This window comes from Serratia sp. CY47444 (assembly GCF_052168635.1).
In the GTDB taxonomy this organism is placed as follows: domain Bacteria; phylum Pseudomonadota; class Gammaproteobacteria; order Enterobacterales; family Enterobacteriaceae; genus Serratia; species Serratia bockelmannii.
In genome coordinates, this window is the sequence record NZ_JBJNMH010000010.1 from 102,470 (window position 1) to 119,076 (window position 16,607).

A 16,607-nucleotide genomic window follows, 5' to 3' on the forward strand; every position below is an offset into this window, starting at 1 on the left:
TCCCGCCGGTGCCTGCCACGCAGGTTCTCAACAAATCCGGCGGAATGATTTACACTCCGTTCTCTTTGCCGCGGCGCGCCCCGGCGTAGAGCACCATGGAACGTATTAAGCGGGATCGTACACAAATGAGCAGATCACTTTCCATCGCCCTGGCCCAGCTGAACCTGCTGGTCGGCGACATTGAAGGCAACACCGAACGCATGTTGCAAATCGTGCAGGAGCAGCAGAAGGCGGGAGCCGATCTGGTCATGTTCAGCGAACTGGCGCTGTCCGGCTACCCGCCGGAAGACCTGCTGTATCGCAATGACTTCTATCAGCGCTGCGACGCGCAGCTGCTGCGCCTGCAACAGGCCTCCGCCGAGACGGCGATCCTGGTCGGCCACCCGTGGCGCGAAGGCGACAAGCTGTATAACGCGCTGTCGCTGTTTGCCGAAGGCCGCCTGCTGACCCGCTACTTCAAGCAGCAGCTGCCGAACTACGGCGTGTTTGATGAGAAGCGCTATTTCCACGCCGGCAACGACACCTGCGTGGTGGAGTTGAAAGGCTATCGTCTGGGGCTGCTGATTTGCGAAGATCTGTGGTTCCCTGAGCCGATCGACGCCGCCAAGGCGGCCGGCGCGGAGATTATCCTGTCGATCAATGCCTCGCCGTATAACCGCGAAAAACCATATATCCGTAAAACGCTGATGGCCGGCCACTGCCAGCGCACCCAGCTGCCGCTGGTGTACCTCAACCAGGTCGGCGGCCAGGATGAGCTGATCTTCGACGGCTGCTCCAAGGTATTCGACGCCGCCGGCACCATGACCCACCGTCTGGCGGCTTTCGACGAGCAGGTGACTCGTCTGGAATTCAACGAGCTGGCCGTGGTGCCGATGGCCGATCCGGCCGCTGAACTGCCGCAGCTGGCGCAGGTGTATCAGGCGCTGGTGCTGGCGGTGCGCGACTACGTGACCAAAAACGGCTTTAAAGGCGCGGTGCTGGGGCTGTCCGGCGGCATCGACTCGGCGCTGACGCTGGCGATCGCCGTGGATGCGTTGGGTAAAGACAAGGTGCAGGCGCTGATGATGCCGTTCCGCTATACCGCGGATATCAGCATCGCCGACGCCAAGGAAGAGGCGGAAATCCTTGGCGTGGAGTTCGATATCGTCTCCATCGAACCGATGTTCGACGCCTTTATGGGCCAGCTGTCGCCGATGTTCGCCGGCACCGAGCGTGACACCACCGAAGAAAACCTGCAGGCGCGTTGCCGCGGGGTGGTGCTGATGGCGCTGTCCAACAAACGCCGCAGCATCGTGCTGACCACCGGCAACAAGAGCGAAATGGCGGTCGGTTACGCCACGCTGTACGGCGATATGGCCGGCGGTTTCGACGTGCTGAAAGACGTGCCGAAAACGCTGGTGTTCAAGCTGTCCGAATACCGTAACACCGTCTCCTACGTGATCCCGCAGCGGGTGATCGATCGTCCGCCGTCCGCCGAGCTGGCGCCGGATCAGGTCGATCAGGACAGCCTGCCGCCGTACGATATCCTGGATGCGATCCTGGAAGGCTACGTTGAGCGCGACAAGTCGGTCGCCGATCTGGTGGCCGAAGGGTTCGACGAAGCGATCGTGCGCAAGGTGATCCGCCTGGTGGATATCAACGAATACAAGCGGCGTCAGGCCGCCGTCGGGCCGCGCATCACCGCCCGTAACTTCGGCAAAGACCGCCGCTACCCCATCACATCCGGTTTTGGCCGCAAAAATTGGTAAAAGGAAAGAAGATGAAAAAGATCGACGCGATTATCAAGCCGTTCAAACTGGATGACGTCCGCGAAGCGCTGGCCGAAGTGGGCATCACCGGCATGACGGTCACCGAAGTGAAAGGCTTCGGCCGCCAGAAGGGCCACACCGAGCTGTACCGCGGCGCCGAATACATGGTCGACTTTCTGCCTAAGGTGAAGATCGAGATTGTGGTTGCCGACGACATCGTCGACACCTGCGTGGAAACCATCATGCAGACGGCGCAGACCGGCAAGATCGGCGACGGCAAGATCTTCGTCTTCGACGTGGCGCGCGTGGTGCGCATCCGTACCGGTGAGCAGGACGAAGAAGCGATCTGATCCTCCGCAGGATCATCGGCCATCAGGGCGCAGCGTGCTGCGCCCTTGTCATTTCTGTCCCCCGCGCATCATGCTTCTTCGCCTCGCCGTTTCCCCCTTTTTGCCTGTCAGCATTCTAAAAAAGCGAACGCTATCGCGTTTTTGATACTTTTCCCGATCGCTTTTCTCGCGGGATCTACAATCAATCTAACTATCTTGATTGAGGTGATCCCCAATGAATTTCAAGTTGCGGCTAGGCGGCAAGGGCGTGCATCCCCAGGAGCTTACTCAAGTAAGTGACTGGGGTAAGCGCACGCAGACAACAACGCAGCGGCTTGAAAGGCGATGGGGATGATGACGTTACGCCAAATCCGCCACTTCATCGCCGTGGCGGAAACCGGGTCGATCTCCGCCGGCGCCCAGGCGGTGTTTGTCTCCCAGTCTTCGCTGACGCTGGCGATCCAGCAGCTGGAAACCGAGATCGGCGTGCGGCTGTTCGATCGCCACGCCAAGGGCATGACGCTGACCCATCAGGGGCACCAATTTTTGCGCCAGTCGTATCTGATCCTGGCGACGGTGGACAACGCCAAGCGCAGCCTGCAGATCGGCACCGAAAGCCTGACCGGCAAGCTGACTATCGGCGTCACCAGCCTGGTGGCCGGTTACTTCCTGGTGGAGTTGCTCACGCGCTTTAAATCGGCTTATCCCAACGTCACCGTGCAGGTGGTTGAAGACGAACGTCCGTACATCGAGCATCTGCTGGTCAGCGGCGAGATCGATATCGGCGTGCTGATCTTGTCGAATATCGAAGACCGCGACGCGTTGCAGACCGAGGTGCTGATGCACTCGCCGTATCGTCTGTGGCTGCCGCCGCTGCACCCGCTGCTGGAGCACGAGAGCATCAGCCTGGCGGACGTGGCCAAACAGCCGCTGATCCAGCTCAACGCCGATGAAATGGACGTGCACGCGCGGCGCATCTGGGCGCGCGCCGGGCTGAAGCCGGAGATCGCCATGAAGACCGCCTCGACCGAGGCGGTGCGCAGCCTGGTGGCGGCGGGGATGGGCGTCTCCATCCAACCGGACATGGCGTACCGCGCCTGGTCGCTGGAGGGCAACATGATCGAGGCGCGCAAGCTGGACGATTTGCTGGAGCCGCTGGATATCGGGTTGGCATGGCGGCGCGGCAGCGCGCGGCCGGAGCTGGTGACGCCGTTCCTCACCATCGCGCGTGAGAACGGCAGCAAACACGCCGCCGGGCTTAAGCATTCGATTTAATCGAACGCGGCGTTCAGTATTTAGAATTTGTTGCCCGCCAGAGGCTCGCTTAGGCTGATTAAAACTAACTTATTCACATTTGGTTAACGTTTTTGTCACTTGGGGGCGTCAGGCGATGGCGGATGTGCAGGTTCTCTCAGGTTTGTCCTGTCAGCAGTTCATTAACGGTCAGCTTATCGACGGCGAAGGCCAGCAGGAGTGCATCGTCAATCCGGCCAACGGCGAGACGCTGATCGCCCTGACCGAAGCCTCTGCGGCGCAGGTCGGCAGCGCGGTGAAAGCCGCGCAGCAGGCGTTTGGCCATTGGTCGCGCACTACGCCGGCCCAGCGCGCCACGCTGTTGCTGCGCATCGCCGACGCCATCGAGCGGCAGGCGCCGCAGTTGGCGCAGCTGGAAGCCCTCAACTGCGGCAAACCGCTGCATCAGGCGCTCAATGACGATCTGCCGGCGGTGGTCGACGTGTTCCGCTTCTTCGCCGGCGCGGTGCGTACGCAGCAAGGGCAACTGGCCGGTGAGTATGTGCCGGGCCACACCTCGATGATCCGCCGCGATCCGATCGGCGTGGTGGCCTCGATCGCCCCCTGGAACTATCCGCTGATGATGGCGGCGTGGAAGATCGCGCCGGCGTTGGCGGCGGGCAATACCGTGGTGTTCAAACCGTCCGAGCACACGCCGCTGACCATTTTGGCGCTGGTGCCGGCGCTGCAGGAGATCCTGCCGCCGGGCGTGCTGAATATTGTCTACGGCGGCGGGGAAGGGGTCGGCAGCCAGCTGGTGGGGCACCCGCAGGTGCGGCTGGTGTCGGTCACCGGCGATATCGTCACAGGGCAAAAAATTCTCCAGGCGGCGGCCAAAAGCGTCAAGCGCACTCATCTGGAGCTGGGGGGCAAAGCGCCGGTGATCGTCTGCGACGACGCCGATCTCGACGAGGTGGTCAACGGCATTCGCACCTACGGCTATTACAACGCCGGCCAGGACTGCACCGCCGCCTGCCGCATCTACGCGCAGGCCGGCATCTATCCCAAACTGGTGGACGCGCTGGGCGAGGCGGTCGCCAGCCTGCGCTTCGCCCGCAAGCGCGATCAGGACAACGAGATCGGCCCGCTGATCAGTGCCCGCCAGCGCGATCGCGTCGCCAGCTTCGTCGAGCGCGCGCTCAGCCAACCGCATATCGAATTGATCACCGGCGCCGCGGCCCACTCCGGGCCGGGGTTCTACTACCAGCCGACCCTGCTGGCGGGCTGCCTGCAAAGCGACGAAATCGTGCAGCGCGAGGTGTTTGGCCCGGTGGTCAGCGTCACGCGCTTCGAGCATCTGGAGCAGGCGGTCGAGTGGGCCAACGACTCGGAATACGGGCTGGCTTCGTCGGTGTGGACGCAAAATATCGATCGGGCGCTGCACATTGCCGCCCATCTGCAGTACGGCAGCACCTGGATCAACACCCATTTCACCTTGGCGAGCGAGATGCCGCACGGCGGCCTGAAACGCTCCGGCTACGGCAAGGATCTGTCCAGCGATTCGCTGCAGGATTACAGCGTTGTCAGGCACGTAATGGCGAAGTTCAAAGCCAGCTTCTAGCGGTTCTATAAAGCAAAATCGGGCGGCAGCCGTTCCCTGCCGCACACAGATACGCAACACAGGGGTAATTACGATGAGAAAAACTACCGCAGTCACCACCACCGTCTCCGCGCTCTGTCTCACCGTGCTGTGCGGCCTGGCCCAGGCGGCCGATCTGCCGCAGTCACTGGGCAAAGGCGAAGGCCGGCTGGATATCATCGCCTGGCCCGGTTACATCGAACGCGGCCAGTCCGACAAAAACTACGACTGGGTCACCCAGTTTGAGAAGCAAACCGGCTGCGCGGTGAACGTGAAGACCGCCGCTACCTCCGATGAAATGGTCAGCCTGATGGCCAAAGGCGGCTACGATCTGGTGACCGCCTCCGGCGACGCCTCGCTGCGCCTGATCTTCGGCAAGCGGGTGCAGCCGATCAACACCGCGCTGATCCCGAACTGGAAGAACATCGATCCGCGCCTGCTGAACGGCGCCTGGTACACCGTGGACGGCAAAACCTACGGCACGCCGTACCAGTGGGGGCCAAACCTGCTGATGTACAACACCAAAACCTTCCCGACGCCGCCGGACAGCTGGGCGGTGATCTTCCAGCAGCAGAACCTGCCGGACGGCAAGAGCAACCAGGGGCGGGTGCAGGCTTACGACGGCCCGATCTACATCGCCGACGCGGCGCTGTTCCTGAAGGCCACCCAGCCGCAGCTCGGCATCAGCGATCCTTATCAGCTCAACGAAGAGCAGTATCAGGCGGCGCTGAAGCTGCTGCGCAGCCAGCACGCGCTGATCCACCGCTACTGGCACGATACCTCGGTGCAGATGAGCGACTTTAAAAACGAAGGCGTGGTGGCTTCCAGCGCCTGGCCGTATCAGGCCAACGCCCTGAAGGGCGAGGGGCAGCCGATCGCCACCGTGTTCCCGAAAGAGGGCGTGACCGGCTGGGCGGATACCACCATGTTGCACAGCGACGCCAAACACCCGAGCTGCGCCTACCAGTGGATGAACTGGTCGCTGGAGCCGAAGGTGCAGGGCGACGTGGCGGCCTGGTTCGGGTCGGTGCCGGCTTCGCCGGCGGGCTGCAAGGCCAGCGCGCTGCTGGGTGAGAAGGGCTGCGAAACCAACGGCTTCAACCAGTTCGACAAAATCGCCTTCTGGAAAACGCCGCAGGCGCAGGGCGGCAAGTTCGTGCCGTACAGCCGTTGGACCCAGGACTACATCGCCATCATGGGCGGCCGCTAAGCCGCGGGGCGCAGCGCGCTGCGCCCGAATCACATCCGTATGGAGCACAGAAAATGACCATTGCCGTGCAATTCATCGATGTTTCGCGGACTTTCGGCGATGTTCGCGCCGTGGATCGGGTATCCATCGATATTCAGGACGGGGAATTCTTCTCCATGCTCGGGCCGTCCGGCTCGGGCAAAACCACCTGCCTGCGCCTGATCGCCGGCTTTGAACAGCTCACTTCCGGCTCGATTCGCATCCACGGCCAGGAAGCCGCCAACCTGCCGCCGTACCAGCGCGACGTGAACACCGTGTTTCAGGATTACGCGCTGTTCCCGCACATGTCGGTGCTGGAAAACGTCGCCTACGGCCTGATGGTGAAGGGCGTCGCCAAACGCGAGCGGCTGGCGCGGGCGCAAGAGGCGCTGGAGAGCGTGGCGCTCGGTTTCGTCGCCGAACGCAAGCCGGCGCACCTGTCGGGCGGCCAGCGTCAGCGCGTGGCGTTGGCGCGCGCGCTGGTCAATCGGCCGCGGGTGCTGCTGCTGGACGAGCCGCTCGGCGCGCTGGATCTCAAGCTGCGCGAGCAGATGCAGGGTGAGCTGAAGAAGCTGCAGCGCCAGTTGGGCATCACCTTTATCTTCGTCACCCACGATCAAAGCGAAGCGCTGTCGATGTCCGATCGGGTGGCGGTGTTCAATAACGGCCGCATCGAACAGGTGGATACGCCGCGCGAGCTTTACATGCGGCCGAAGACGCCGTTCGTCGCCGAGTTCGTCGGCACTTCCAACGTGGTGCGCAGCGAACTGGCGCAGCGCCTGCTCGGCGAAAGCCGAACCTTCTCGATCCGGCCGGAGCATATTCGCCTGCTGGAGCAAGGCGGCGCGGCGCAGGACGAGATCCAGGTGCAGGGCACGCTGCAGGAAATTCATTACCAGGGCGCGGCCACGCGGTATGAAATCGCGCTGAACGGCGGCGAAAAGCTGCTGGTCAGCCAGGCCAATCCGCAGTGGATCGCCGAAGGGCAACAGCGGCAGATCGGCCAGCCGATCGTTGCCTGCTGGCCGCGCGCGGCGATGGTGCCGCTGCTGGAGGAGAGGTGAGATGGACATGAGCATCGATTCCCCTTCGGCGCGCGGCGGCACCGTGCGCGCGCTGTCGACCTGGCTTTATCGCCGGCCGACGCTGTATCTGCTTTTGCTGCTGGTGCCGCCGCTGCTGTGGTTCGGCGCGGTGTACCTCGGTTCGCTGCTGACGCTGCTGTGGCAGGGGTTTTACACCTTCGACGATTTCACCATGGCGGTGACGCCGGACCTGACCTTCGCCAACCTGGCGGCGCTGTTCAACCCGGCCAACTACGACATCATCCTGCGCACGCTGACCATGGCGGTGCTGGTGTCGCTGGCCAGCGCGGTGCTGGCGTTCCCCATCGCCTATTATATGGCGCGCTACACCAGCGGCCGCGTCAAGGCGTTCTTTTATATCGCGGTGATGATGCCGATGTGGGCCAGCTATATCGTTAAAGCCTATGCCTGGACCCTGCTGCTGGCGAAAGACGGCGTGGCGCAGTGGTTCCTGCAGCACCTGGGGCTGGAGCCGCTGTTGGCTTCGCTGCTGACGGTGCCCGGCGTCGGCGGCAACACGCTGTCGACCTCGGGGCTGGGGCGTTTTCTGGTATTCGTCTATATCTGGCTGCCGTTCATGATCCTGCCGATCCAGGCGGCGCTGGAGCGCCTGCCGCCCTCGCTGCTGCATGCCTCAGCGGATCTGGGCGCGCGACCGGCGCAGACTTTCCGCCACGTTATTTTGCCGCTGGCGGTGCCGGGTATCGCCGCCGGATCGATCTTCACCTTCTCGCTGACGCTGGGCGACTTTATCGTGCCGCAGCTGGTGGGGCCGCCGGGCTATTTCATCGGCAGCATGGTGTACGCCCAGCAGGGCGCGATCGGCAATATGCCGATGGCCGCGGCCTTTACGCTGGTGCCGATCGTCCTGATCGCCATCTACCTTTCCATCGTCAAACGTCTGGGGGCTTTCGATGCACTCTGAACGCGCGCCCTTAGGGCTGAAGCTGGCCGCCTGGGGCGGACTTGTCTTCCTGCATTTCCCGTTGGCGATCATCGCCATCTATGCCTTCAACACCGAGGATGCGGCCTTCAGCTTCCCGCCGAAGGGCTTCACGCTGCACTGGTTTAACGTCGCCGCCGGGCGGCAGGACATCCTCGATGCGGTACTGCTGTCGGCGCAGATCGCCTGCCTGGCGACCGCCATCGCGCTGGTGCTCGGCACCCTGGCGGCGGCGGCGCTGTATCGGCGCGATTTCTTCGGCAAGGACAGCATTTCGCTGCTGCTGCTGCTGCCGATCGCGCTGCCGGGGATCGTCACCGGCCTGGCGCTGCTGGCGGCGTTCAAGGCGCTGAACATCGAGCCGGGCATCCTGACCATCGTCGTCGGCCATGCGACGTTCTGCGTGGTGATCGTGTTCAACAATGTCATCGCCCGGTTCCGCCGCACCTCGTACAGCTTGATCGAAGCGTCGATGGATCTCGGCGCCGACGGCTGGCAAACCTTCCGTTACGTGATCTTGCCGAACCTCGGCTCGGCGCTGCTGGCCGGCGGCATGCTGGCGTTTGCGCTGTCGTTCGACGAAATCATCGTGACCACCTTTACCGCCGGCCACGAGCGCACGCTGCCGCTGTGGCTGCTGAACCAGCTCGGCCGCCCGCGCGACGTGCCGATCACCAACGTGGTGGCGCTGTCGGTGATGCTGTTGACCATGCTGCCGATCCTCGGCGCTTACTACCTGACCAAAGGTGGAGAAAGCGTCGCCGGCAGCGGCAAATAATTTCCTTACCCGACCTCTGATAAAAGGATAACCCTATGCAAAGCCAACTGTTGATTGACGGCCAACTGGTGAATGGCCAGGGCGCGACCCAGCCGGTGTATAACCCGGCGACCGGCGAAGTGATCGCGCAGGTGGCGGAGGCCAGCCCGGAGCAGGTCGATCGCGCGGTGCTGGCGGCGGATGCCGCGTTCGTCGCCTGGGGGCAAACCACGCCGAAGGAGCGCGCCGAGCATCTGCTCAAGCTGGCAGATCTGATCGACGAGCATGCCGAGACTTTCGCCAGGCTGGAGTCGCTCAACTGCGGCAAGCCTTATCACTGCGTATTGAATGACGAACTGCCGGCGGTGGCCGACGTGTTTCGCTTCTTCGCCGGGGCCAGCCGCTGCCTGACCGGCATGGCCGCCGGCGAGTATCTGGCCGGGCATACCTCGATGATCCGCCGCGATCCGCTCGGCGTGGTGGCTTCGATCGCCCCGTGGAACTACCCGCTGATGATGGCGGCCTGGAAACTGGCGCCGGCGCTGGCGGCGGGCAACTGCGTGGTGATTAAGCCTTCGGAGCAGACGCCGCTGACCACTTTCAAACTGGCCGAACTGGCCGCCGGGCTGTTCCCGCCGGGCGTGCTCAACGTGCTGTTCGGCCGCGGCGCCGGCGTCGGCGATCGACTGACCGGGCATGACAAGGTGCGCATGGTGTCGCTGACCGGCTCGATCGCCACCGGCGAGCACATCATCGCCCACACCGCCGCCGGCATTAAGCGCACCCATATGGAGCTGGGCGGCAAGGCGCCGGTGTTGGTGTTCGACGATGCCGATCTGCAGCAGGTGGTGGACGGCATTCGCGGCTTCGGTTTCTACAACGCCGGGCAGGATTGCACCGCCGCCTGCCGCATCTACGCGCAGAAAAGCATTTATCCCGAGCTGGTGAAGCGGCTGGGCGAGGCGGTGGCCAGCCTGAAGATTGGTGCGCCGGACGACGAGAGCACCGAACTGGGGCCGTTGATTACCGCCCAGCATCTGGAGCGGGTGGCCGGTTTTGTCGAGCGCGCCAAAGCGTTGCCGCACGTGCAGGTGGTGACCGGCGGCGAGAAGGTGAAAGGGCCGGGTTACTATTTCCAGCCGACGCTGTTGGCCGGCGCGCGCCAGGACGATGAGATCGTGCAGCGCGAAGTGTTCGGCCCGGTGGTGACGGTGACGCCGTTTGACGATGAAGAGCAGGTGCTGGCCTGGGCGAATGAATCCAACTACGGGCTGGCGTCGTCCGTGTGGACCCGCGACGTGGGCCGCGCGCATCGCTTAAGCGCCCGGCTGCAATATGGCTGCACTTGGGTGAACACCCACTTCATGCTGGTGAGCGAAATGCCGCACGGCGGCCAGAAACTGTCCGGCTACGGCAAGGATATGTCGATGTACGGGCTGGAGGATTACACGGCCATTCGTCATGTGATGTTCAAACATTGATTTTACAATAATTATCCGCACAATAGCGCGGCCTTCGAGCCGGCTCCGGCCGGCTGATGATAATAAAAATTGAAAGGAAGCCTATATGGGTATCACCAGACGCGATTTTCTCAACGGGGTGGCGATCACCATCGCCGCCGGGTTGACGCCGCTGCAAATCTTGCGTGCGTCGCCGCAAACCGCCAATCAAACCCTGTACTACCCGCCGGCGCTGACCGGGCTGCGGGGTAACCATCCGGGCTCGTTCGAGCATGCGCATCAACTGGGGCGCGACGGCAAAACCTTTGATTTCGGCAGCGTACCCGCCGTTGAAGAGTTCGATCTGGTGGTGGTCGGTGCCGGCATCAGCGGGTTGGCGGCCGCCTGTTTCTGGCAGCAGCTGAAAGGCGAGCAGCAGCGCATTCTTTTGATCGACAACCATGACGACTTCGGCGGCCACGCCAAGCGCAACGAATTCAACACCGACGACGGTATGCTGCTCGGCTACGGCGGCAGTGAATCGCTGCAGTCGCCGCGCTCCAACTTCAGCCCGGTGGCGATGGGGCTGCTGCACAAGCTCGGCGTCGATATCGACCAACTGGAGCAGGCGTTTGACACCACCTTCTACCCGGATCTTAACCTGAGCCGCGGGGTTTACTTCGATCGCAAGAACTTCGGCGTCGACAAGGTGGTGAGCGGCGATCCGGGCCGCACAGTGGCGGACGACATTCCGCGCGATCGCCTCAACGGCCGTTCGTATGAAGCGTTCATCGGCGATTTCCCGTTGCCGGAAAGCGATCGCCAGGCGCTGATCGCACTGCATACAGTGGAGAAAGATTATCTGCCGGAGATGACGCTGGAGCAGAAGGTCGAGTGGCTCGATACCCACAGCTACACCCAGTTCCTGCGTGAAAAAGTGGGCCTGAGCGAGCTGGCGATCCGTTATTTCCAACAGACCACCAACGACTTCCAGGCGGTGGGCATCGACGGCACGTCGTGCAGCGATGCGCGCATCTGCGATCTGCCGGGCCTCGGCGGCATGAATCTGCCGCCGCTGGACGAAGAGTCGCAGGCGGATCTCGACGATCCTTACGTGTTCCACTTCCCGGACGGCAATGCCACGCTGACGCGCCTGATGGTGCGCAAGCTGATCCCGGCGGTGGCGCCGGCCGGCAAAGACATGAATGACGTGGTGCTGGCCAAATTCGACTACAGCCAGCTCGATCGGCCGGAGTCGCCGGTGAAGCTGCGTTTGAACAGCACCGGGCTGCACGCGGCCAACGTCGGCGACAAGGTGGAAGTCACCTATATGACCGGCGAGAAGATGACCAAGGTGCGCGCCGGGCAGGTGGTGATGGCCGGCTACAACATGATGATCCCGTACCTGGTGCCGGAGATGTCGCACGAGCAGCAGGAGGCGCTGAAGCAGAACGTCAAGGCGCCGCTGGTGTACAGCAAGGTGGTGATCCGCAACTGGCAGCCGTTCATCAAGCTGGGCGTGCACGAAATTTATTCGCCGGCCGCACCGTACAGCCGCGTGAAGCTGGACTACCCGGTGAGCATGGGTGGATACCAGCACCCGCGCGATCCGGCTCGGCCAATCGGCCTGCATATGGTCTATGTGCCGACGCTGCCGGGCAGCGGCCTCAGCCCGCGCGAGCAGTCGCGCAAAGGGCGCGCGCTGCTGCTGGGCACGCCGTTCGAGGTGCACGAGCAGATGATCCGCGAACAGCTACAGGGCATGCTGGGCGAGGCCGGTTTCGACCATCAGCGCGACATTCAGGCGATCACCGTCAACCGCTGGTCGCACGGTTACTCCTACTTCCTCAACGGGCTGTTTGACGACGAAGACGAAGCCAAGAAAATCATCGAAACGGCGCGGCAGCCGATCGGCAAGATCGTTATCGCCAACTCCGATTCCGACTGGAGCCCGTACGCCAACTCGGCGATCGATCAGGCGTGGCGCGCGGTGAACGAACTGGCCTACGGCAAGGTTGTCGCCAAGGAGGGAGCATGAGTCTGCGTTCGCTGTACCTGTTGAGCCTGCTGGCGGCCGGCGGCTCGGCCCAGGCGATGTCGGCCGGGGAATACGTCGCCAAAGCCGGCGACTGCACCGCCTGCCACACCGCGCCGGGCGGCGCTGAACTGGCGGGCGGCATGAAGTTCCCGACGCCGCTCGGGGCTATCTACGCCACCAACATCACGCCGGACAAGCTGCACGGCATCGGCGCCTATTCGTTCGAGGAGTTCGATCGCGCCATGCGCCAGGGGGTAGCCAAAGACGGCCACCGGCTCTACCCGGCGATGCCGTACACCTCCTACGCCAAAATGAGCGCGGAAGACATGCGCGCGCTGTATGACTACCTGATGAATGAGGTGCCGGCGCAGAACGTCGCCAACCGGGACAGCGACATCAGCTGGCCGCTGTCGATGCGCTGGCCGCTGGCGGTGTGGAACTCGCTGTTCCACGACGACCAGCCGTATCAGGCAGATCCGCAGCAAAGCGCCGAGTGGAACCGCGGCGCCTATCTGGTGCAGGGCGCGGGCCATTGCGGCAGCTGCCACACGCCGCGCGGCTGGGCGATGCAGGAGAAGGGCCTGGATGGCAAGGAGCCGGTATTCCTGAGCGGCGCCGAGCTGGACGGCTGGTACGCCTCCAATCTGCGCGGCCTGCCGCCGGAAGAGGTGACGGCGCTGCTGAAAACCGGCCGCAGCCGCCATGCGGCAGTCGCCGGGCCGATGAGCGAGGTGGTAACCCACAGCACGCAGTATCTCAGCGACGGCGATCTGAACGCCATCGCGGTGTACCTGCGCAGTCTGGCGCCGGAAACCGCCGCCAAAGCCGCTGCGCCAGCCACGCAGGCGGATAACCCGGGTGGCAAGGCGACCTATGCAATGTACTGCTCGACCTGCCACGGCAATAAGGGGGAGGGTACCGACTTCGCCATTCCGGCGCTGGCAGGCAATGCCACGGTAACGGCGGACAATCCGCTGACCGCGCTGCGGGTGGTGCTGGAGGGGGCGCATACGCCGATCACGCAGCAGGCGATGGCGTTCGACATGCCGGCTTACGGCTGGGCGTTGAACGATCGGCAGGCGGCGGATCTGATGAGCTATCTGCGGGGAAGCTGGGGCAACCAGGCGGCGCCGGTGACGGTGCAGCAGGTCCAGGACGCGCGCCAACTGCAGGCGAAATGAAGAGGGAGCGCGGTCTGACGGCCGCGCTCCGCAAGCATTACAGCACCTTATGCGGGCCGAAGCATTCGTAGTGGATGCGTTCGGCCTCTACCCCCATCTCCAGCAGCTGTTTGCCCACGAACTGCATGAAGGCCACCGGGCCGCAGAAGTAATAGTGCATCTGCGGATCGGCCAGGCTGCCTTGCAGCGCGCTCAAATCCATCAATCCGCGGCTGTGGTAGTCGCGGCCTTCCACGTCATCGGCACCCGGCTCGCGGTACCACACATGGCGGCTCAGATTTGGCATACGGCCGGCAATATCCGCTACCTCATCGGCAAAGGCGTGTACGCTGCCGTTTTCCGCCGCGTGCAGCCAGTGGACCTGCGCCTGATGTTGGTTGTCGTGCAGGGTGTTGAGCATGCCGAGCATCGGGGTTTGGCCGACGCCGGCGGAGATCAGCGCCACCGGCGTGGTCGGCGCCACGTCGAGGAAGAAGTCGCCGTGCGGCGGGGCGATGTCGATCACGTCGCCTTCCTGCGCCTGCTGGTGCAGGTAGTTGGAGACTTTCCCCTGATCTTCGCGCTTCACCGCGATGCGGTAGAACTCGCCGTTTGGCGAGGTGGTCAGCGAGTACTGGCGAATTTCCTGATGCTCCAGGCTGTCGTGCTTGATGTAGACCGCCAGGTATTGCCCCGGTTTGAAGTCCGCCACCCGGCCGCCGTCCACCGGCGCCAGCACGAAGCTGCAGATCACGTCGCTCTGCGGCTGTTTCTTCAGGATGCGGAATGCGCGCAGATCGCGCCAGCCGCCGTTGTCGGTTTCGCTCTGCTGATAAATCTGCTCTTCACGCTGGATAAATACGTTGGCCAGCACGCCGTAGGCCTTGCCCCAGGCGTCCAGGACTTCCTGGCCCGGGCTGAACATTTCGTCCAGGGTCGCCAGCAGGTGACCGCCGACGATGTTGTACTGCTCCGGCTGGATATTGAAGCTGGTGTGCTTCTGCGCGATGCGCTCCACCGCCGGCAGCAGCGCCGCCAGGTTCTCGATGTTGGCAGCATAGGCGCAGATGGCGTCGAACAGCGCCTGACGCTGATCGCCGTTGCGCTGGTTGCTCATGTTGAAAATGTCTTTCAATTCCGGGTTGTGCGCGAACATGCGATCGTAAAAGTGGGCGGTCAGCTTCGGCCCGGTCGCAGCCAGCAGGGGAATGGTGGATTTCACGGTGGCGATGGTTTGGCTATCCAGCATGGAAGCGCTCCTTGGGTTGGGATCTTGACGATAATTGTAATGATGTATTTTAAATGCATCTTATTGGGTTCCGCGTCGCTTGTAAATACCCTTGTTTTCGTTGCGGTGTTCTTCGGGCGTCGATCGCGCTCACAGAACATGAAAAAAGCGCATTGTTCGCATGAGGAAATGTCCGTTGATAAACGGCGGCATTTAGCGGATCAAAGCCTTGCGCCACCTTATGCCAATCGTTTGCGTAAAAACCTCTGTCAAGACCTATCTTCGGTGGGGCGAAACGGTTTACACTGTGGCCCAGAACCCAAACGGGTAGTTATTTGGTGATTTTTTAGTTAGCTGATTTAAGTCAGGAGATGCCGGATGTTAAAGCGTGAAATGAACATTGCCGATTACGATGCGGAACTGTGGCGTGCCATGGAGCAGGAAGTGGTGCGTCAGGAAGAGCACATCGAGCTGATCGCGTCTGAGAACTACACCAGCCCGCGCGTGATGCAGGCTCAGGGTTCCCAGCTGACCAACAAATACGCTGAAGGCTATCCGGGCAAGCGTTACTACGGCGGCTGCGAATACGTGGATATCGTTGAGCAGCTGGCTATCGATCGTGCCAAAGAATTGTTCGGCGCCGATTACGCCAACGTGCAGCCGCACTCCGGCTCCCAGGCTAACTTCGCCGTGTACACCGCGCTGCTGCAGCCGGGCGACACCATTCTGGGCATGAACCTGGCGCACGGCGGCCACCTGACCCACGGTTCCCCGGTTAACCTGTCCGGCAAACTGTATAACGTGGTGCCTTATGGCATCGACGACAAAGGTCAAATCGACTATGACGATCTGGCCAAACAGGCGCAAACCCACAAGCCGAAAATGATCATCGGCGGCTTCTCCGCATACTCCGGCGTGGTTGACTGGGCCAAAATGCGCGAAATCGCCGACAGCATCGGCGCTTACCTGTTCGTCGACATGGCGCACGTGGCGGGCCTGATCGCCGCCGGCGTGTACCCGAACCCGGTACCGCACGCGCACATCGTCACCACCACCACCCACAAAACCCTGGCGGGTCCGCGCGGCGGCCTGATCCTGGCGAAGGGCGGCGACGAAGAGCTGTACAAGAAGCTGAACTCCGCCGTGTTCCCTGGCGGCCAGGGCGGCCCGCTGATGCACGTGATCGCCGGCAAGGCGGTGGCGCTGAAAGAAGCGATGGAGCCTGAGTTCAAGGTTTACCAGCAGCAAGTGGCGGTCAACGCCAAGGCGATGGTGGACGTGTTCTTGCAGCGCGGTTACAAAGTGGTCTCCGGCGGCACCCATAACCACCTGTTCCTGCTGGATCTGGTCGATAAAAACCTGACCGGTAAAGAAGCGGACGCCGCCCTGGGCCGCGCCAACATCACCGTCAACAAAAACAGCGTGCCGAACGATCCGAAGAGCCCGTTCGTTACTTCCGGCGTGCGTATCGGCACCCCGGCCGTGACCCGTCGCGGCTTCAAAGAGGCTGACGTGCGCGAACTGGCCGGTTGGATCTGCGATGTGTTGGACAACATCAACGATGAAGCCACAATCGAACGCACCAAGAAGAAAGTACTGGATATCTGCGCCCACCTGCCGGTTTACGCATAATCCCGCTTTTGCCTGATAAAACCCGCTGCGGCGGGTTTTTTTGTGGCCGCTCTCGGTAAACTGTGAGCTGTCTTGCACTCTAACGCATTGAAGTGGAATGAAGATTGCGGGGCGGTGTGAGCTCTGTCAAAGTATTGCCCTCACTCCG

General features: G+C 62.6%; 13 protein-coding genes. 12 read left to right on the top strand and 1 reads right to left on the bottom strand.

The window, feature by feature from the left end:
- Positions 1–125: 125 nt before the first annotated feature.
- The 11 genes from ACJ8IL_RS14670 to ACJ8IL_RS14720 all read left to right on the top strand — a co-directional run bounded on the left by ACJ8IL_RS14670 (position 126) and on the right by ACJ8IL_RS14720 (position 13,620).
- Positions 126–1,748, top strand: a complete 1,623-nt coding sequence (locus ACJ8IL_RS14670) for an NAD+ synthase (protein ID WP_025303930.1) — start codon at positions 126–128, stop codon at positions 1,746–1,748.
- 11 nt (positions 1,749–1,759) lie between these two features.
- On the top strand, positions 1,760–2,098 hold the full coding sequence (gene glnB / locus ACJ8IL_RS14675) for a nitrogen regulatory protein P-II (RefSeq protein WP_004847623.1): 339 nt from the start codon (positions 1,760–1,762) through the stop codon (positions 2,096–2,098).
- A 330-nt stretch (positions 2,099–2,428) separates the two neighbouring features.
- Positions 2,429–3,352, top strand: coding sequence for a LysR substrate-binding domain-containing protein (locus ACJ8IL_RS14680; RefSeq protein WP_015378793.1), 924 nt, complete (start codon positions 2,429–2,431; stop codon positions 3,350–3,352).
- Positions 3,353–3,467: 115 nt separating this feature from the next.
- Positions 3,468–4,931 carry a gamma-aminobutyraldehyde dehydrogenase gene (locus ACJ8IL_RS14685; protein WP_442516627.1) on the top strand — a complete coding sequence of 488 codons (1,464 nt, stop codon included), beginning with the start codon at positions 3,468–3,470 and terminating at the stop codon, positions 4,929–4,931.
- A gap of 73 nt (positions 4,932–5,004) precedes the next feature.
- Positions 5,005–6,159, top strand: a complete 1,155-nt coding sequence (gene ydcS / locus ACJ8IL_RS14690; protein WP_025303928.1) for a putative ABC transporter substrate-binding protein YdcS — start codon at positions 5,005–5,007, stop codon at positions 6,157–6,159.
- A gap of 53 nt (positions 6,160–6,212) precedes the next feature.
- Positions 6,213–7,241: an ABC transporter ATP-binding protein gene (locus tag ACJ8IL_RS14695; protein WP_015378790.1), complete on the top strand. Its 1,029-nt coding sequence runs from the start codon at positions 6,213–6,215 to the stop codon at positions 7,239–7,241.
- Position 7,242: 1 nt separating this feature from the next.
- A complete protein-coding gene (locus tag ACJ8IL_RS14700; RefSeq protein ID WP_025303927.1) occupies positions 7,243–8,187 on the top strand; it encodes an ABC transporter permease in 945 nt (314 codons plus the stop codon).
- On the top strand, positions 8,177–8,983 hold the full coding sequence (locus ACJ8IL_RS14705; protein ID WP_004941378.1) for an ABC transporter permease: 807 nt from the start codon (positions 8,177–8,179) through the stop codon (positions 8,981–8,983). The genes ACJ8IL_RS14700 and ACJ8IL_RS14705 overlap by 11 nt, the downstream gene beginning before the upstream one ends.
- A 35-nt stretch (positions 8,984–9,018) precedes the next feature.
- Complete coding sequence (patD, locus tag ACJ8IL_RS14710; protein WP_197769677.1) at positions 9,019–10,443, top strand: aminobutyraldehyde dehydrogenase; 1,425 nt, start codon at positions 9,019–9,021, stop codon at positions 10,441–10,443.
- Between the two features lie 85 nt (positions 10,444–10,528).
- Positions 10,529–12,439, top strand: coding sequence for an NAD(P)-binding protein (locus ACJ8IL_RS14715; protein WP_342095898.1), 1,911 nt, complete (start codon positions 10,529–10,531; stop codon positions 12,437–12,439).
- Entirely contained in the window at positions 12,436–13,620 is a 1,185-nt protein-coding gene (locus tag ACJ8IL_RS14720; RefSeq protein WP_368908855.1) for a c-type cytochrome, read from the top strand. The genes ACJ8IL_RS14715 and ACJ8IL_RS14720 overlap by 4 nt, the downstream gene beginning before the upstream one ends.
- 37 nt (positions 13,621–13,657) lie before the next feature.
- Here ACJ8IL_RS14720 and hmpA read toward each other — a convergent pair whose 3' ends face one another.
- Positions 13,658–14,848 carry an NO-inducible flavohemoprotein gene (gene hmpA / locus ACJ8IL_RS14725; protein ID WP_110612416.1) on the bottom strand — a complete coding sequence of 397 codons (1,191 nt, stop codon included), beginning with the start codon at positions 14,846–14,848 and terminating at the stop codon, positions 13,658–13,660.
- A 357-nt stretch (positions 14,849–15,205) separates the two neighbouring features.
- Between hmpA and glyA the strand changes: the two genes are divergently transcribed.
- Entirely contained in the window at positions 15,206–16,459 is a 1,254-nt protein-coding gene (gene glyA / locus ACJ8IL_RS14730) for a serine hydroxymethyltransferase (protein WP_442516628.1), read from the top strand.
- Positions 16,460–16,607: the final 148 nt, after the last annotated feature.